Annotated in this window: 15 protein-coding genes; 5 read left to right on the plus strand and 10 right to left on the minus strand. The window is 69.0% G+C overall.

Annotated elements, in window-relative coordinates:
- The first annotated feature begins 145 nt into the window (after positions 1–145).
- The gene (locus tag EXE47_RS02540; protein ID WP_089308676.1) at positions 146–1,237 is read left to right on the plus strand and encodes an anthranilate phosphoribosyltransferase; all 1,092 of its coding nucleotides are present in this window, start codon (positions 146–148) and stop codon (positions 1,235–1,237) included.
- A 17-nt stretch (positions 1,238–1,254) separates the two neighbouring features.
- On the opposite strand, the gene EXE47_RS02545 is transcribed toward EXE47_RS02540, so the two are convergent.
- The 3 genes from EXE47_RS02545 to EXE47_RS02555 form a co-directional block, all read right to left on the minus strand.
- Complete coding sequence (locus EXE47_RS02545) at positions 1,255–2,094, minus strand: NAD+ synthase (protein WP_049932225.1); 840 nt, start codon at positions 2,092–2,094, stop codon at positions 1,255–1,257.
- A gap of 104 nt (positions 2,095–2,198) precedes the next feature.
- A complete protein-coding gene (locus tag EXE47_RS02550) occupies positions 2,199–2,846 on the minus strand; it encodes an NUDIX hydrolase (RefSeq protein WP_089308677.1) in 648 nt (215 codons plus the stop codon).
- Positions 2,843–3,226, minus strand: coding sequence for a hypothetical protein (locus tag EXE47_RS02555; RefSeq protein WP_049932220.1), 384 nt, complete (start codon positions 3,224–3,226; stop codon positions 2,843–2,845). Before EXE47_RS02555 ends, EXE47_RS02550 begins: the two co-directional genes overlap by 4 nt.
- Before the next feature lie 165 nt (positions 3,227–3,391).
- Here EXE47_RS02555 and EXE47_RS02560 point away from each other — a divergent pair, with 165 nt between their 5' ends.
- The 3 genes from EXE47_RS02560 to EXE47_RS02570 all read left to right on the plus strand — a co-directional run bounded on the left by EXE47_RS02560 (position 3,392) and on the right by EXE47_RS02570 (position 6,277).
- Entirely contained in the window at positions 3,392–4,348 is a 957-nt protein-coding gene (locus tag EXE47_RS02560) for a DUF5787 family protein (RefSeq protein WP_049932219.1), read from the plus strand.
- A 34-nt stretch (positions 4,349–4,382) separates the two neighbouring features.
- Positions 4,383–4,790, plus strand: coding sequence for a cyclic nucleotide-binding/CBS domain-containing protein (locus tag EXE47_RS02565; RefSeq protein WP_049932217.1), 408 nt, complete (start codon positions 4,383–4,385; stop codon positions 4,788–4,790).
- 122 nt (positions 4,791–4,912) lie between these two features.
- Positions 4,913–6,277, plus strand: coding sequence for an LLM class flavin-dependent oxidoreductase (locus EXE47_RS02570; RefSeq protein ID WP_089308678.1), 1,365 nt, complete (start codon positions 4,913–4,915; stop codon positions 6,275–6,277).
- A gap of 391 nt (positions 6,278–6,668) precedes the next feature.
- Here the strand turns inward: EXE47_RS02570 and EXE47_RS02575 are convergent, their stop codons facing one another.
- Entirely contained in the window at positions 6,669–7,142 is a 474-nt protein-coding gene (locus EXE47_RS02575; RefSeq protein ID WP_089308679.1) for a deoxyuridine 5'-triphosphate nucleotidohydrolase, read from the minus strand.
- Positions 7,143–7,417: 275 nt separating this feature from the next.
- On the opposite strand from EXE47_RS02575, the gene EXE47_RS02580 reads away from it, so the two are divergent.
- The gene (locus EXE47_RS02580) at positions 7,418–9,403 is read left to right on the plus strand and encodes an aconitate hydratase (RefSeq protein ID WP_049932208.1); all 1,986 of its coding nucleotides are present in this window, start codon (positions 7,418–7,420) and stop codon (positions 9,401–9,403) included.
- Positions 9,404–9,537: 134 nt separating this feature from the next.
- On the opposite strand, the gene EXE47_RS02585 is transcribed toward EXE47_RS02580, so the two are convergent.
- The 6 genes from EXE47_RS02585 to rpoB all read right to left on the minus strand — a co-directional run bounded on the left by EXE47_RS02585 (position 9,538) and on the right by rpoB (position 17,266).
- Complete coding sequence (locus EXE47_RS02585) at positions 9,538–10,191, minus strand: 30S ribosomal protein S7 (protein WP_049932207.1); 654 nt, start codon at positions 10,189–10,191, stop codon at positions 9,538–9,540.
- Positions 10,188–10,616, minus strand: a complete 429-nt coding sequence (locus EXE47_RS02590; RefSeq protein WP_006111505.1) for a 30S ribosomal protein S12 — start codon at positions 10,614–10,616, stop codon at positions 10,188–10,190. The genes EXE47_RS02585 and EXE47_RS02590 overlap by 4 nt, the downstream gene beginning before the upstream one ends.
- Before the next feature lie 260 nt (positions 10,617–10,876).
- Positions 10,877–11,296: a NusA-like transcription termination signal-binding factor gene (locus tag EXE47_RS02595; protein WP_049932204.1), complete on the minus strand. Its 420-nt coding sequence runs from the start codon at positions 11,294–11,296 to the stop codon at positions 10,877–10,879.
- Complete coding sequence (rpoA2, locus tag EXE47_RS02600) at positions 11,296–12,510, minus strand: DNA-directed RNA polymerase subunit A'' (protein WP_049932202.1); 1,215 nt, start codon at positions 12,508–12,510, stop codon at positions 11,296–11,298. Before rpoA2 ends, EXE47_RS02595 begins: the two co-directional genes overlap by 1 nt.
- Positions 12,503–15,430 (minus strand): DNA-directed RNA polymerase subunit A', encoded by a 2,928-nt coding sequence (locus tag EXE47_RS02605; RefSeq protein WP_049932201.1) that lies wholly within the window; start codon positions 15,428–15,430, stop codon positions 12,503–12,505. Before EXE47_RS02605 ends, rpoA2 begins: the two co-directional genes overlap by 8 nt.
- Positions 15,431–15,436: 6 nt before the next feature.
- Positions 15,437–17,266 (minus strand): DNA-directed RNA polymerase subunit B, encoded by a 1,830-nt coding sequence (gene rpoB / locus EXE47_RS02610; protein ID WP_004599095.1) that lies wholly within the window; start codon positions 17,264–17,266, stop codon positions 15,437–15,439.
- Position 17,267 lies beyond the last annotated feature (1 nt).

Here is a 17,267-nt window from a genome sequence, read left to right on the forward strand (position 1 = left end):
TCGGGCGAGAGCGGTCGCGCCGTCCCGGCTCATCGCTCGCGCGCGGTGTTGCCGCGTCGAGTCGGAGGGCGGAGGCGGTCCCTCTCGTTCCCGCGGTGCGGGAGTCGAACGGGGGACTTTTCGTGCGAGAAGCCTAACGGAGCGTATGGCTCAGGCGACTCAGGAGTTCGGCGACTGGCCCCTCAAGCGGCTGATGACCGAGGTCTGCGGCTCCGGCCACAAGTCGGCCGACGACCTGACGCGCGCGCAGGCGACCGAGGCGTTCGAGCGCATCCTCGCAGGCGAGCCCGACCCGACGACGCTCGGGGCGTTCTGGCTCTCGAACCGCTGGAAGCGGAACACGGCCGAGGAGCTCGGCGCGTACGTCGACGTGATGTGCGACCGCGTCGAGTACGCCGAACCCGACGCCGACCCCGTCGACTGCGGCGCGAACTACGACGGGAAGGGACGGACGGCGATCCTCGGCGTCGCGGCGGGCGCGGTCGCGGCCGCCGCGGGCACTCCCGTCGTCGTCCACTCGGGCGACCGCGTGCCCACGCAGAAGCAGGACGCGTACAAACACGTCCTCGACGAGCTCGGCGTCCACACGGAGCTGACCCCCGCCGACTCAGCCGACATGGTCGACGAGACCGGCTTCGGCTTCTACTACCAGCCCGCGTTCAACCCCGCCATCGACGACCTGTTCGACCGGCGCGACCAGATGGGCGTCCGGTCGTTCGTCAACACCGTCGAGACGCTGGCGAACCCCGCCGGCGCGTCCGTCCACCTCGGCTCCTTCTACCACCTCGCGTTCGCGAAGAAGGTGGTCGACACGTTCGTCGAAAGCGAGTTCCACGACCTCGACCGCGTCCTGATGTTCCAGGGCATGGAGGGGTACGACGACATACGCCCCGGCTACACCAAGGTCGCCGAGTGGGACGCGTCGGGCGACGACGGCGAGGGCAGCGAGGGCGCGTCCTTCGACGACTTCGAGATCGAGACCGCGGAGTACGGGATGGACCTCGAGGAAGACGACCTCGCGGTCGACGACGTCGCGACCGACTCCGCCGCGATCACCGAGGAGGTGCTGGCGGGCGAGCGAGACGGCGCCTTCGCGGACGCGGTCGCGGTCAACGCCGCGCTTCGGATCTACGCCGGCGGCGACGCCGACTCCATCGAGGAGGGCCTCGACGCCGCCCGCGAGGCCATCGACGACGGCTCCGCGCACGACGTGCTCGAAGCGGTGCGGGAGTTCTGAGGGGCGCGACGCGGGCGTTACAGTTCGCGGGCGGGCGCCGGGGGCATCGCCCGCTTGTGGGCGCTGCGCTCGTGGAGGTCGACCACGCGGTCGACGGCCTCTTCGGGCACGTCGAGTTCGCTGACCGTCGCCGACCGCGAGAGTCCGCCGTCGACGTGGACCGCGAGGATGGCGTCGACGGTGTCGTAGTCGAGCCCCATCTCCTCGGCGTCGGTCTGGCCCTCCCACATCCCCGCGGTCGGCTCCTGCATCACGAGGTCGCGGGGGACGCCGACGTGGGCGGCCAGCTGGCGCACCTGCTGTTTGTAGAGGTTGCCGATGGGATTACAGTCGACCGCCTGGTCGCCGTACTTCGTGTAGTAGCCGGTCATCGCCTCGGCGCGGTTCCCGGTGCCGAGGACGACCCGGTTCTCGGCGTTAGCGACGAAGTAGTTCAACACGGCGCGGGTGCGGACGTAGACGTTCCCGGCCGCCATCTGGTCCGTCGCGGCCTCCGGGACCGCGTCGAAGAAGGCCTCCGCGATCGGCTGGATCTCGATCACGTCGTACTCGACGCCGAGGTCGTGGGCGACGCGCTCCGCGTCGCTCATCACGTCCGCGTCGTTCACCGCCGAGGGCATCGTGAGGCCGTGGAGGCCGTCCTCGCCGAGCGCCTCGACCGCGAGGTGGGCGGTGAGCGTCGAGTCGATACCGCCCGAGAGGCCGAGGACCGCCCCCTCGGCGCCCGCGTCGTCGACGACGTCGCGGATGAACGAGACGATGCGCTCGCGGGTCGCCGCAAGTTCGTCGTCCGAGAGGCGGAGGTCGAGCGGGGGGTCGTCCGACAGCAACACCGACTGCTCCGATGCGTGGCTCATACGTCTATTGAGGGGCCGCAGCGATTAATACCTCCGCGTTGGCCCCGTGAACTGGACGCGTGTCGGGTTCTGTCCGGTCGCCGGCGGACGCCCGGAGGGGTCGCCTACAACAGCCCCTCGCGCTCGGCGAGCAGGAGCCCTTCGAGCGTCGCGTCGTTCGTCGGGGGCTCCCGGGCGATGTCCAGCGCCTCGTCGACCGGGACCGCTCGCGGCGCGAGGAACTCGTTGCTGTCGTGGTCGACGTCGACCGGCTCCAACCCCTCGGCGAACACGTAGCCGCGCTTGTGGCGCAACACGCCCGTCGAACACCACACCTCCTGGAGCAGCGACGTCGAGGACGGCGCAAAGCCGGTCTCCTCGGCGAGTTCGCGCGCACCGGCCTCGGTGTAGGACTCGCCGGACTCGACGATTCCGGCCGGGAGCTCCAGCTGCGTGTTCCGCACGGTGGGCCGGTACTGCTCGACGAACAGCACCCGGTCGTCGGCGACCGCGACGATCACCGTCGCGGGCGACAGCTCCGCCCAGTAGTACTTCTTCTCCGTGCCGTCGGGCTGCTCGACGCGGTCGTAACCGCCGACGAACCACCCCTCGTCGTACTCGACGACGACCTCCTCCACCGGCCACTCGGGCTCGCCCGGCAGCGAGTGGTTGCGCCCGTCGGAGAACGCGGGGAGCTCGCGGAGGTCGGCGGCCGGCGCGTCGGCGCCGGCGGGTCCCTCGTCCGCGCCGGGCGCCCCGTCTTCGTCCGTCACGGGCGGACCACCTCGGCGTGGTACACCTCGCCGCCGCGGCGCACCCGCACGCCGGTCTCGGTCGAGGCGTTCGGCACCTGTTGGGTGAGCGCGTCGACCTCGTCGAACGGGGTGTGGGTGAACCACTCCTTCATCCCGTACGGCCCGGCCTGGTAGCCGTCGGAGCGCCCGTCAGGGCTCTCTATCGCACCGATCAGGTACGGGTACCGGCGGTCGGAGACGTTGTTCACGTCGGCGGCGGTGCCGTTCGTCTCGATCGGTTCGACGGTGAGGTAGTAGGGGTCGCCGCTCCCGAGGTAGCTCGGGAGCGCGCCGAGCGCGAGCAGCGCAACGACGACGAGAACGATGGCGATGAGGAGGTTCCGGGTGACCCGGCGCATGGTCGCCGTAGGGTCCCGCGGGGAATACCGGTTTCGGACGACCGGACCGCGGTCGGCGGGACGCGACCGCGTGGGTGACGACTCGCGGTGACGCGACCGCGACAGCGGCGGCTCACGGCGAGAGGGCGGCGACGCGTTTTAGCCCGAGGCCGCCCTGTTCGCGGTATGGAGTACCGGTTCGAGCTGGCGTTGTGCGCCGCGCTCGAATCGCCTGACCGGGTCGTCGCCCGCCAGCTCGGGGCGGGCGTCGAGACGCCCGGCGCGCGCATCGTCGATGTCTGTCTGCTGTCGCCGGGACCCGGCTTCGACGACCGCGCCGCGATCAGCGCCGAGCGGATCCCCGGTCCGGCCGTCGAGGCCGCGGTCGGCCCGGGCGAGGCCGTCCCCGTCGCCGACGCCTTCGACCTCCCGCCGGACCGGGCCGCAGCCGTCGTCGACCGCGCGGTCGAGGTCGGCTACCTCGAACGCGAGCGGCGGAACGGCCGGGAGGTCGTCCGCGCGACCGCGCGCTACCCGGACGACTGGGTGGGCGAGCTCGTCGCCGTCGAGAACAAGCCCGACCTCGGGACGCCGGGCGACCTGGAGGCGCAGCTCCGGTACGACGCCGCGCTCGGACTCTTCGACGAGGTGGTCCTCGCCACCGCCTCGTACGTCACCCGCGCGCACCTCAACCGGATCCCGGACGCGGTCGGCGTCTGGCGGTTCGACCCGGAGACGGGCGAGCGCGAGGTCGTCCGCGAGCCGACGCCGCTCGACCCGGCGGCGCCGGGCGTCGAGATCCGCGACGAGCGGCCCTCCCGCACGGACGTGGCGCTCGTCGGCCCCGAGGCGAAGGCCCGCAAGCGGCGGCGGGTCGCCGAGCGCGCCTACGGGAAGGGGTGGCGCCCCGAGCCGCCGGCGTGCGCGCACGGCGAGGCGACCGCCGACGGGCGACCGCGCTGCGCGCACTTCGACCGCGTCGTCGACCCCGGCCGCGAGTGCGGAGGCGGGTGTCCCGCGTTCGAGGCGGCCGACCCGCCGGCGGCCGAGCGCGACGGCCTCCGCGACGAGCGGACGGCGTGGGTCGCGGCTCCCGAGGGGGACGGCCCGCGCCGTCAGTCCGGGCTCTCACGGTATCTGTGAGAACGCTTATACGGCGAGGGCGGGTCTCTCGGGTATGGACGAGATCGAAGACGTCTTCGTCGCGCGACTGATGTCGACGGACCTCCACACGGTGACGCCGGACACGTTGGTCGAGGACGCGGCCGCGGTGCTGCTCGAAAACGACATCAGCTCCGTGCTGGTCGTCGACGACGACGGCGACCTCGTCGGGATCCTCACCTCGACGGACTTCGTCGACATCGTCGCCAAGAGCCAACCGAAAGCCGAGACGACCGTCGAGCGGTACATGACGCGCGACCCGATCACCACCGGCGCGCAAGACGACGTGTCGGCGGTCGCCGCGACGATGCTGGAACGCGGGTTCCACCACGTCCCGGTCGTCGACGGGAGGACCCCCATCGGCATCATCACCACCTCCGACTTCGCCGCGTACGTCTCCTCGCCGGAGTCGGTCTCCGCGTAGGGCCCGCGGGTCGGCGTCCGGTCGGCGGTCGCTCCGCGCGTCTCCGTCGCGAGGCGTCCGCGACCGCGACAAGTGACGCCACTTCCTGTGGCCGTATTACCCCGGAACGCGTACGGTGGTCCGTGTCCGATCACCTACACCTCAACCTCTTCACCATGACCTCGGTGGAGCACGTCTCGCCCGGGTCGTGGCGGTACCCCGGCGACCGGTCGGCGGACTACGCCGACCGCGAGTACTGGACCGAGGTCGCGCGCACCGCCGAGCGCGGCGGCTTCGACGCGGTGTTCTTCGCCGACGTGCGCGGAATCTACGACGTGTACGGCGACGACCGCGAGACGGCCGTCGAGCGGGCGGTCCAGACGCCAGCGAACGACCCGCAGCTGGTCGTGCCCGCGATGGCGGAGGTCACGGACGACCTCGGCTTCGCGGTGACGCGCTCGACGACGTACACCCACCCCTACCAGCTGGCGCGGGAGTTCTCGACGCTCGATCACCTCACCGACGGCCGGGTGGCGATCAACGTCGTCACCTCGTACCTGGAGTCGGCCGCGGCGAACCTCGGCCTCGACGATCGGATGGACAAGGAGACGCGCTACGACCGCGCCGACGAGTTCCTCGACGTCTGCTACGAGCTGTGGGAGGAGTCGTGGGAAGACGACGCGGTCGAGGCCGACCGCGAGGCCGGGCGGTACAGCGACCCGGAGAAGGTCCACGCGATCGGTTACGAGGGCGATCACTTCTCTGTGCCGGGGCCGCACGGCTGCGAGCCGTCGCCTCAGCGCACCCCCGTCGTCTACCAGGCCGGCTCCTCCGACTACGGCCGGTCGTTCGCCGGGCGCAACGCCGAGGCCGTCTTCGCCAGCCAGCCGACCGAGGAGGGCGTCGTCGAGTACATGTCGGACGTGAAATCGCGCGCGGCCGACGCCGGGCGCGACCCCGAGAGCCTCCGCTTTTTCATCGGCGTGGTGCCGATCGTCGGCGAGACGCAGGCGCTCGCGGAGGCGAAGCACGCGGAGTACAAGCGGCACGTCGACGTCGAGGCGACGCTCGCGCTGCTGTCCGGCTTCCTCGACATGGACCTATCCGAACTCGACCCCGACCAGAAGGTCGAACACATCGAGACGGACGCGATCCAAGGGACGATGAACGCGTTCACGAAGGCGCAGCCGGACCGCGAGTGGACGGTCCGCGAAGTTGCGGAGTTCTGCGGGCTCGGCACCACCTCGCCGAAGATCGTCGGCACCCCGGAGGTGATCGCCGACGAGCTCCAGCGCTGGCACGAAGAGGTCGGCGTCCACGGGTTCAACGTCAAGGAGGTCGTCCGCCCGGACTCGCTCGTCGACTTCGTCGACCTCGTCGTCCCGGAGCTCCGCGAGCGCGGGCTCGTCCCCCCGGCCGACGCCGAGCCGCCGGGTGAGACGCTCCGCGAGCGACTCCTCGGCGAAGGACAGACGCGGCTCCGCGCCGACCACCCCGCCCGCCAGTAGCGGGAGAGAGTCCGCCGCCGAGTCGACGGGACCGGACCGCAGTCGGGCTGTTTCGGTTCCTGTTGGTCACGTGTTGTGAACATCTTGCCGCTAGCTAATACGATAACGCTGCCGCCCCCGGCACGCTTAAGTATCTACCTCCGCTTGTTTCAGGTGACGCTTCGCTTGGAGGGCCGAAGCGTCAGCGGGGACCTACTGAACGACACGCTCGTGCCACCTTTTCCCGGCACGGGCGTGCCGTTCGTTCCTTTGACTCCCGAGCTACGGGTGTTCCGTCCGTTTGCGACAACGGCGTGGTAGTGATGGAAGCGCTCGTCACCGACCGGTGCGCCCAGCGGCGTCGCACTCGCGCGCGGCGGTGGATGTGGCCGACGGGCGCCAACCGATCGTTTCAGAGGTTCTCTTGCTGGTACGCGCCGTCGTACGTCCCGTCGTGGTCGGCCTCTGCGAGCACCAGCTGCGCGATCCGCGCGCCCGGCTCGATCTCGATCGGGTGTCCCACGTCGAGGCGCCCCTCGCCGACCCCCTCGTAGCCCGCGTCCCACACCGCGGTGTCGAGGGTACAGGCGTTCCGCAGCAGCGTCGAGCGCGGGAGGACGAAGCCGATCCGCTCGTCCGGGATCCGCACCGGCTCGCCGTACCGGACGACGTAGCTCCCGCGTTCGAGCCGGTAACAGTCGCCCCGCGGCTCCAGCTCCCGGCGCTCGCCCACGCGCTTCCAGTCGCGCCCGAGCCGGCCCGGTTCCGCCTGTTCGAACAGCGCGTCGACGGTGAGGTCGACGCCGTTCGGCTGTCGCTGCGCGTCGTCGAGGTCGGCGCCGGCCGCGGAGAGCGCCGCCGCGACCGCGGCTCCCGAATCGAACATGCGCGTCCGGAACCGCGGCCGAGCCTAAACGGTGTCGACCGCGCCGCGGGTCGCTCGCGCGGAAAGCGGCAGCTCTCGCCGGAGGCGCGGAGACGGTGGTTTTCGGCCGTTTCAGGCGTTTAATGACCTAAAATACTCGGCACGGCTACGTATTTCACGGTGTATGGTACCACTGTGAGTTCACAGCGAACGTTGCCGCATCGGACGATCTAACACGGTCGATCTTCGGGAAACTCGCGGGTTTTATATCCACGGGAGAGCCAACTGCGGATGATATGGGACAAACGATTACAGAGAAGATCCTCGATGAGCATCTCGTCGAGGGCGAGCTGACGCCCGGCGAGGAGATCGGCATCGAGATAGACCAAGTGCTGACGCAGGACACCACGGGGACGATGGTGTGGCTCCAGTTCGAGGCCCTCGAAATGGACGAGGTCCAGACGGAGCTGGCCGCGCAGTACTGTGACCACCAGACGTACCAGTTCGACTTCAAGAACACTGACGACCACCGCTTCCTCCGCTCCGCGGCCGGCACGTACGGCGCGTACTTCTCGCGGCCCGGCAACGGTATCTGCCACCAAGTCCACAAGGAGAACTTCGCGGCGCCCGGCAAGACGCTGCTCGGCTCCGACTCGCACACGCCGACCCCCGGCGGGCTCGGCCAGCTCGCGATCGGCGCCGGCGGGCTCGACATCGCCGTCGCGATGGGCGGCGGCCCCTACTACGTCGAGATGCCGGAGGTCGTCAACGTCCACCTCGAGGGCGAGCTCCCCGAGTGGGCGACCGCGAAGGACATCGCGCTCCACCTGCTCGGCGAGCTGACCGTCAAGGGCGGCGTCGGCAAGATCTTCGAGTACACCGGCCCCGGCGCCGAGAAGCTCACGATCCCCGAGCGCACCACGATCACGAACCTCGGCACCGAGCTCGGCGCCACCTCCTCGATCTTCGCGACCGACGAGAAGACGAAGGACTGGCTCGCGCGCCAGGACCGCGAGGACGAGTTCGTCGACCTCCAGCCCGACGAGGACGCGGAGTACGCGGAGACGATCGAGGTCGACCTGACCGAGCTCGAGCCGCTCGTGGCCGCCCCCTCGATGCCCGACAACGTCGCCCCCGTCAGCGAGTACGAGGGCACCGACGTCGAGCAGGTCATCGTCGGCTCCTGTACCAACGGCGCCTACGAGGACATCCTCCCCAGCGCGAAGATGCTGGAGGACCGCGAGGTCGCCAAGCAGACCGAGATGATCGTCGCGCCCGGCTCGAAGCAGGCCTCCGAGATGCTGGCACGCGAGGGCTGGACCGCGGAGATGATGGCGGCCGGCGTCAACTTCTCCGAGGCGACCTGCGGCGCGTGTATCGGCATCGGTCACGTGCCCGCCTCCGACTCCGTCTCGCTGCGCACCTTCAACCGCAACTTCGAGGGCCGCTCGGGCATCGAGGACGACTCCGTCTTCCTCTGCTCGCCCGAGGTCGCCACCGCGGCGGCCATCACCGGCGAGATCGTCGACCCGCGTGACCTCGCGGACGAGCTCGGCGACCTCGAAGCGCCCGGTCTCGAAATGGGTACGAAGTACGGCCCCGGCATGGGAGAGGACGACTCCGACATCATCTCGCCCGACGAGGCGATCGACGACGGGCTCGTCAAGGGTCCGAACATCGGCGACGTGCCGCTGAAGGACGACATCGACGTGGACGGCGGCGAGGCCCTCCTCAAGATGGAGGACAACATCACCACCGACCACATCATCCCGGCGACGGCGGACATCCTGAAGTTCCGCTCGAACATCGAGAAGCTCTCCGAGTTCACGCTCTCGCGCGTCGACGACACGTTCGCCGACCGCGCGCTCGACGCCGACGGCGGCGTCCTCGTGGCCGGCGAGAACTACGGCCAGGGCTCCTCGCGCGAACACGCCGCGCTCTGTCCGATGTACCTCGGCATCGAGGCCGTCTTCGCGCAGAGCTTCGCCCGCATCCACAAGGCGAACCTGTTCAACTTCGGGATCGTCCCGCTGGCGATCGACGAGGAGACGTACGAGGAGATCGACCAGGGCGACGACCTCGAAATCGTCGACGACGTGCCCGCGGGCGTCCGCTCCGGGCAGGAGGAGTTCACCGTGAGCGTCAACGGCGAGTGGGAGTTCACCGCCGACCTCGACGCCTCCGAGCGCGAGCGCGACATCCTCGCGGCCGGCGGCAAGCTCTCGTGGGTCAAACAGCAGCACGCCGACGGCGGCTCCGGCGCGACGCCGGCCGACGACTGACGCCGCGACCGCGCGGCCGAACCCGACTTTCTTTTTTCGCTCCTCACCAGCGGCGGCGACGCGCCCGACGCGGCGAGATCGAGGCGGACCCGTCGGTGGGCGGTCGGAAAGAGATGTAGAAAACGCCGGCGGCGTCAGCGGGCCGCGGCGGCGACGCGTTCGCGCTCCTCCTTCTGCGAGATGGAGTAGGAGCCCTCGACGTCGTAGTCGGCGGCGGCGACGAGTTCGTTCGCGAGCGCCTCGGCGGCGGCGGTCGTCGACTTGTACGTCGCGCTCGCGACGGCGTCGGAGATGAAGAGCAACGCCTGATCGACGCGGCGCTGGGGCGCGACGTCGACCGCCTTCGGGACAGAGATGCCGCCGTACTTCAGGCGGACGGTCTCCTCGCGGGGCGCGGCGTTCTCGACGGCGCTCACGAGGATCTGGACCGGGTTCTCCTCGGTCCGGTCGTGAACGATGTCGAAGGCGTCGCGGACGATCCGCGTCGCCTGCTGTTTCTTCCCGGTGTTCTCCTCGGTCTGCATCAGGCGGTTGATCAGCCGCTCGACCAGGGAGATCTCCGACTTCTTGAACTGCTTCGACGCGTGGCGGCCCATCGTGTGTGCGATGGGCGTCACCGTCATGTACCGCTTCGTCGAGGGATCCTCGTAGGCGATCTCGGTGACGTCCCAGACGCCGAACAGCTTGGCGTTCTCGTTGGCGGCCTCGCTCGACGCGGGCGCGTCCGGGTCCGGCTCCTCGGCGGCGACGTCCTCCTCGGACGGCGCCTCGGTTTCCTCGCCGCTCATCTGACCGGCTTCTCCGCGTTGCCGCGAACCAGTTCGATCATCGACACGCCGTTGACCTTCTCGACTTTGTAGTTGACGCCGGAGAGGTCGCCCATCGCGCGACCCTTCGCGCCGCCGATCCCGGCGATCGTGACCTCGTCGTGCTCGTCGATGAACGAGATCGCGCCGTCACCGGGGCAGAACGCGGTGACCTGCTTCCCGTTTTTGATGAGCTGAACCCGGACGCACTTTCGGATCGCCGAGTTCGGCTGCTTTGCCTCGATGCCGACCTTTTCGAGGACGATGCCGCGCGCCTGCGGGGCACCCTCCAGGGGGTCGGACTTCGTCTTGAGCCCGCGCTCGCGCCGAGCGTACTCGGAGTCGGACCAGCGTCGCTTCTGCCGGTCCTTTTTGAGCTTACGGGCCGCGTACTTGCCGTTCGCCATCGTACGTCTACTTCCGAACGGAGCTACTTAAGCGTCGTCTTTCGCCGCCGCGAAACGCCCTCAGATCCGTCGAGAGGTACCGCTCGGGGAATCTGAGGGCGTTTCGCGGCGGAACGACGGGCGCAAAACAACGTTGAGGCGATAAGCCGCCAAGAGACGCGTTCGTTCTCCGGTCGAAGCCGGCGGAAGAGTGCGCGGGTTCGGGCGCCTTCGGCGCGCGAACCGGGGGACCCCGGACGACCGGCGGAGCGTCGCTCCCCTCAGGTCAGCTGTACGTCGTCGACATCGTAGTGACGCTCGGCGAGCCGGCGGGCGGTCTCGATGTTCGCACCCTCCGCGCCGATGGCGACGCCGCGGTCCGCCTCCGGAACCTCGACGTACGCCACGCGGTCGTTCTGCTCCGAGATGGTGACCGCGTTGACGGCCGCCGGCGCGAGCGTGCTCGCGACGAACGCCTCGGCGGTGTCGGCGTCCTCGACTAGTTCGATCGACTTGTCGAGCCGCCGCTCCGCCTCCGTGACGGTCTCGCCGGCCTGCCCGATCGCGGCCGCCATCTCGCCCGCGGGTACCACGAACACGAGCCGGTCGCCCTCCACGAGGCAGTCGGTCGGCGTGACGCCGGTCAGCTCGTCGAACCGACCGATGTAGCGCCGCGCCTCGTCGGAGAGCTCGACGCGCATTAGTCGTCGCTCACGACGCGCGACCCCATCCGGAGGTCGACGTCGCCGGTCCCCATCGAGATGGGCTTGCCGGCGATGACGTTCTCGATGACCCCGTCGAGGTCGTCGTACTCGCCGTGGATCGCGGCGTCGAGCAGGTGGTTCACCGTCACCTCGAACGCCGCGCGCGCGAGCACCGAGTCCTTGTTGCCGGAGATGCCGTGCCGGCCGATGGACTCGATCTCGCCGTTGTTCGTCATGATGTCGGCGACGAGCATGAGGTGGCGGACGTTCACGTCGTCGAGCCCCTGCTCTTCGAGCGTGTTCTTCGTCTCGTCGATGATCGTCTCGCGGGCCGCCTCGACGCCGAGGTTGCGGTAGATCTCGTGGATGTTGTTACACGTCGTCCGCGAGGCGTCGACGCCCTCGATGTCGAGGGTGTCGCCGAACGCCGACCCCTCGGTGTAGAGGACGAACTCCTCGTCGCCGTCGATCTCCTCTTTCCGGATGACGACGCGTTCGATCTCCTCGATTCCCTTGAACACGATCTCCCGGAGCCGCTCGACGAGCTGGAGCAGCTCGCGGTAGCTCGGCTCGTTGGGGCCGAACTCGATCACGGTGCCGGCCTGCCGGGCGTCGACGCCTAACGCGTCCTCGATCGTCTCGGCGATGATCCCCGCGATCTCCGTCGGGTCGGAGTGGGTGGGCCACCGCTCCAAGAGGGTGTCGTCGTTTAAGTCGATCCGGACCAGCATGTCCGCGACGTTGGTCGATACGTCGCCGAGCGCGAGGATGCGCGTCGCCTCGATCGACCAGACGACCTCGTGGGCCTTCTCGCGGTCCGTCGCGTACTCCCCGTCGAGGTGGACCGTCATCATCGGCGTGTCCGGCGTCTTCCGGGCGTCCACCAGCTCGATGAGTCGGGGGAGCCCCTGCGTGACGTCGATTTCTGCGACGCCAGCGTAGTGAAAAGTATTCATTGTCATCTGAGTACCGGGTTCACCAATCGATTGGGCAGAAACAGTGCCCACAGGGTCCAAGGGATCAACCCGCGTCTGCTCGTAGCGGTTCTCGACGCCCTCGGCGATGTCGGTCGCCTGCTCGATGGTGACCTCGCCGGCCTCCTCGGCCTTCCGGTCGATCGCCTCGTACACCTTCGTCCTGAGTCGGCGCGGGAGCTCGGTCGCCTCCACGACCGCCTCCATGTCGTCGGTGACGTTGTCGTACTCAGTCATCGGACTCCACCCCCGGCCCGCCGGCCTTGTTGAGCCCCGGCCCGGCGTGCTCCGAGAGGTTCGTCGGCGGCTCGCGCTCGCCGAGGAACCGCTCCTTCTCCTCGTCGGAGGCGAACTCCGCGTCGACCACGCGGTCGACGATCCCGTCGACGTCGATGCCGTCCTCCTCGCCGGAGGAGACCTTCACGGGCGAGGTGCCGTCCTCGCCGAACTCGAACTGGACGATCCGGCCCGAGGTGTCCCGGACCGTGCCGTCGTACTGCGCCTCCAGCTCGGAGAGCGCGTTGATGAGCCGACGCTGGAGGTAACCGGACTTGGAGGTCCGGACCGCCGTGTCGACGAGCCCCTCGCGGCCGCCCATCGCGTGGAAGAAGAACTCCTGCGGGGTGAGCCCGCCGCGGTAGGAGTTTTCCACGAAGCCGTGCGCCTCAGAGGAGAGGTCGTTCGGTCGGTAGTGCGAGAGCGTCCGGTCCTCGTAGCCGCGGTTGATCCGCTCGCCGCGGACCGCCTGCTGGCCGACCGACCCGGCCATCTGCGTCAGGTTCAGCATCGAACCGCGGGCGCCCGAGCGCGCCATCACGACCGCCGGGTTGTCGTCGCCGAAGTGCTGGTCGGCGATCTCCCCGGCCGAGTCGCGGGCCTTCCCGAGCGTCTGCATGATCTTCATCTCGAGCGTCTCGTCGACGCCGCGGCCCGGCAGCGACTCCAGCTCGTCGGCCTCGTACGTCGCGATGAGCTCCTGAACGCGGTCGTAGGCGCTCTCGATCGCTTCGTCGACCTGCTCTTCGGCCTCCGGCGGGATCGACTCGTCGTCGATCCCGATCGAGAACCCGAAGTTCATGATCGCGCGCATCGCCAGCGACGCGATCTCGTTGATGAACACGCGGGCGCGGGTCTCGCCGTACTCCTTCGTGAGCGTGTCGACGACCTCGCCGCCGAACGCGCCGACCGCGTCCTCGTCGATGGTCCCCTCTATCAGCTGTCCGTCCTCGATGACGACGCTGTCGCCGGCCGAGGAGGTAAAGGAGAGGTCGAGGTCGTCCGGGAGCAGCTCCGAGAACAGCGTCCGGCCGGTCCAGAACTCGCGGCCGTCGTCGTCGACGCCGTCCGCCTCGGGCAGTTCGTCCACGCGCGTGGCGCGGAGCAGGTCCAGCGCCTGCGTCTCCGTGAACTCGGGGTTCGAGTGGGTGAGCAGGTAGGTGCCGGAGATGTGGTCCTGGATCGCGCCGATGATGTTCCCGCCGAACCGGGGCGAGAGGATCTGCTCTTGGACGCGCATGAGGACGCGGGCCTCGGCGCGGGCCTCCTCGTTTTGGAGCGCGTGCATGTTCATCTCGTCGCCGTCGAAGTCGGCGTTGTACGGCGGGCAGACGACAGTGTTGAGCCGGAACGTCTTGTACGGCATCACCACGACCTCGTGGGCCATGATGGACATCCGGTGGAGCGACGGCTGTCGGTTGAAGATCACGATGTCGCCGTCCACGAGGTGGCGGTTCACCTCCCAGTCGGCCTCGACCTTCTCGGCGAGCTCCTCGCAGTTCTTCTCGGTCACCTTCAGCCGGCGGCCGTCGGGACGGCGCACGTAGTTCGCGCCGGGGTGGGCCTCGGGCCCGTTGCGTACGTACTGCCGCGCCTCCTCGACGTTGCGCTCGGTGACATTGAGCGTCTGGGTCATCTCCTTGGCGACCCGGTCCGGAACGCCGACCTCGTTCAGCGAGAGGGTCGGGTCCGGCGAGATGACGGTCCGGGCGGAGAAGTTGACGCGCTTTCCGGAGAGCGAGCCGCGGAAGCGGCCCTCCTTCCCCTTCAGCCGCTGACTGAGGGTCTTGAGGGGACGGCCGGAGCGGTGTCGCGCCGGCGGCGTCCCGCTGATCTCGTTGTCGACGAAGGTGGTGACGTGGTACTGGAGCAGCTCCCAGAGGTCCTCGATGATCAGCTGCGGAGCGCCGGCCTCGCGGTTCTCCATGAACCGCTGGTTGATCCGGATGATGTCGACCAGCTTGTGGGTGAGGTCGTCCTCGGAGCGCTGGCCGTTGTCGAGCGTGATCGAGGGACGAGTGGTCACCGGCGGGACCGGGAGCACTGTCAGGATCATCCACTCGGGGCGGGAGTGCTCGGAGTCGATGCCGAGGACCTCGAGGTCCTCGTCCGGAATGTCCTCGAACCAGTCGCGGATGTCCGAGGGCATCAGCTTGTTCATGTCCTCCTCAGTGAGGTCGACGTCCAGCGCCTTCTCGATGGCGCGGCGGTCCTCCTTGCGCGGGCGGAACTCGCCGGCCATGATCTCGTTGATCCGGTCGACGGCGATGTCCGTCTTCTCGGCGAGCTCCTGCGGCGAGGTGCCCGGGTCGTCCTCCTCCTCATCGGGCTGCATCGCGGCCGCGATTCGCTCGGAGTAGTCTCCGGAGAGCACGTCCTGAACCTCGTAGTAGGTGGTCGGCTTCTCGTGTTTGATGTCCGCCTGCGGCTCGCCGCAGAACGGGCACGTCGACGCCTTGCGGGCCTGCCGGACGGCGGCCTTCAGCACGTCGTGTTCGTCGTCGCCGAGCTCCTTCGCCCGCTCGTAGCGGTCGCGGAACTCGTCGCGCTGGGCGTCGTCCAGGGCGAGCCGACCGCACTCGCGGCACGTCGAGCGCAGCAGCCGCCGGATGAGCTTCGTGAAGCCCACGTGGATGACCGGCGCGGCCAGCTCGATGTGGCCGAAGTGGCCGTTACAGGAGCCGGAGTGCGAGCCGCAGGTCCGGCACTCCAGGCCGGGGTCGATGACCCCCAGTCGCGGGTCCATCAGCCCCATGTCGATCGGATAGCCGTCGTCGTCGTACGTGTCGGCCGTGATAACCTTCGTCGCGGACATGTCCCGGTACGTCTCCGGGTCCATGAGGCCGAAGTCGATCCCGCCGAGCACTTTCGGTGTTTGCATTGACATCTAAATCGCGTCCTCCAGTTCGAGTTTCGGTCGGATGCCGAGGGCGATCATCTCGTCGAGCAGCAGCTTGAACGCGTAGCTGACCTCCAGCTCGTGGATGTCGTCCTCGTCGCCCGTGACCGGGTCGTACACGCGGCGCTGCTCGCGGTCCTCGACGGCGACGAGCCCGGTCTCCGCTGAGACGTGGACCGTCTCGGCGTCAGAGGACTCCAGCAGCCGCTCGTTGAGCACCATCGACGCGCCGTGGCCGATGATCGTGTCGCGCTCCATCTCCCCGACGCGCAGCCCGCCCTCGCGGGCGCGCCCCTCGGTCGGCTGGCGCGTGAGCACCTGGACCGGCCCGCGCGAGCGGGCGTGGAGCTTGTTCGACACCATGTGGTACAGCTTGTGGTAGAAGATCGTCCCGACGAAGATCTCGGCGTCGATCTTCTCGCCGGTGACGCCGGAGTACATGACCTCCTTGCCGGAGGACTCGAAGCCGTACTCCTCCAGCTGACCGCGGAGCTCCTCCTCGTCTTCCCCCTGGAACGGCGTCCCGTCGACGCGCGAGCCGCGGAGCGAGCCGACCTTCCCGCCGAGCATCTCCAGCACGTGGCCGACCGTCATCCGCGACGGCAGCGCGTGCGGATTCATCACGAGGTCCGGGACGACCCCCTCCTCGGTGAACGGCATGTCCTCCTGGGGCGCGAGGTGGCCGACGACGCCCTTCTGTCCGTGTCGGGACGCGAACTTGTCGCCCAGTTCGGGGACGCGCTGGTCGCGCACCTTCACCTTCGAGAGCTTGGAGCCGTCCTCGCCTTCCATCAGCGTCACCGTGTCGACGACGCCCGATTCGCCCGAGCGCATCGTCACGGAGGTCTCGCGGCGCTTCTGCGGTGAGAGCCCGCCCATGTCGTCCGGCTCTTCGAGGAAGCGCGGCGGACTGGTCTTCCCGAGCAGGACGGACGACTCGTCGACCTTCGTCTCGGGGTTGACGAGGCCGTCCTCGTCGAGGTGGGTGTACGCGTCCTCGCCGCGCGCGCCGCGAACGTCCTGGTCCGGAATCTCGAAGCGGTCCTCCTGGCCGCCGGGGTACCGGCGCTCCTCGCCCTCGTAGGTCCGGAAGAAGTGCGAGCGGGTGAGCGCGCGGTCGACGGAGCCCTGGTTCATCACCAGCGCGTCCTCGATGTTGAAGCCCTCGTAGGACATCACGGCGACGACGAAGTTCTGCGCCGCCGGCCGCTTGTCGAAGCTGATCTGGTCGGACGTCTGCGTCTTCACCATCGCCAGCTGCGGGTAGTGCAGGAGGTGCTGACGCGTGTCCGGCCGGATGCGGTAGTTGGCCGAGGGGAGCCCGAGCGACTGCTTCATCATCCCCGCGCCCATGGTGATCCGCGGGCTCGCGTTGTGCTCGGGGTACGGAATCATCCCCGCGCCGATGCCGAAGACGAGCTGCGGGTCGATCTCGAGGTGCGTGTGGTCCTCGGTCACGTCCTCCTCGTCGACCGCGACGAGGATGTCCTCCTCCTCCTCCGCGTCGATGAACTCGACGTAGCCGCGCTCGACGAGGTCCTCGAACTCGACGTCGCCGCGTTCGAGGGCCTCGATCTCCTCGTCGCCGAGGAGCGGCTCGCCGTTCTCGACGACGATGAGCGGGCGTCGCGCCCGCCCCGCGTCGGCGTTGACGATGACCTCGCGGGTCCGGTCTTTCACCGAGACGTTCACCATCTCCGAGACGTCGCCGCGGCGGCGCGCCTCGCGTATCTGTTCGGCGAGCTCGTCCGGGTTCTCGTGGGTGCCGACGAGGCTCCCGTTGACGTACACCTTCGCTTCGCGTTCTGCTTGTGCCATG

Origin of the sequence: Halorubrum sp. GN12_10-3_MGM (genome assembly GCF_005435235.1) — an archaeon.
Lineage (GTDB): Archaea > Halobacteriota > Halobacteria > Halobacteriales > Haloferacaceae > Halorubrum > Halorubrum ezzemoulense.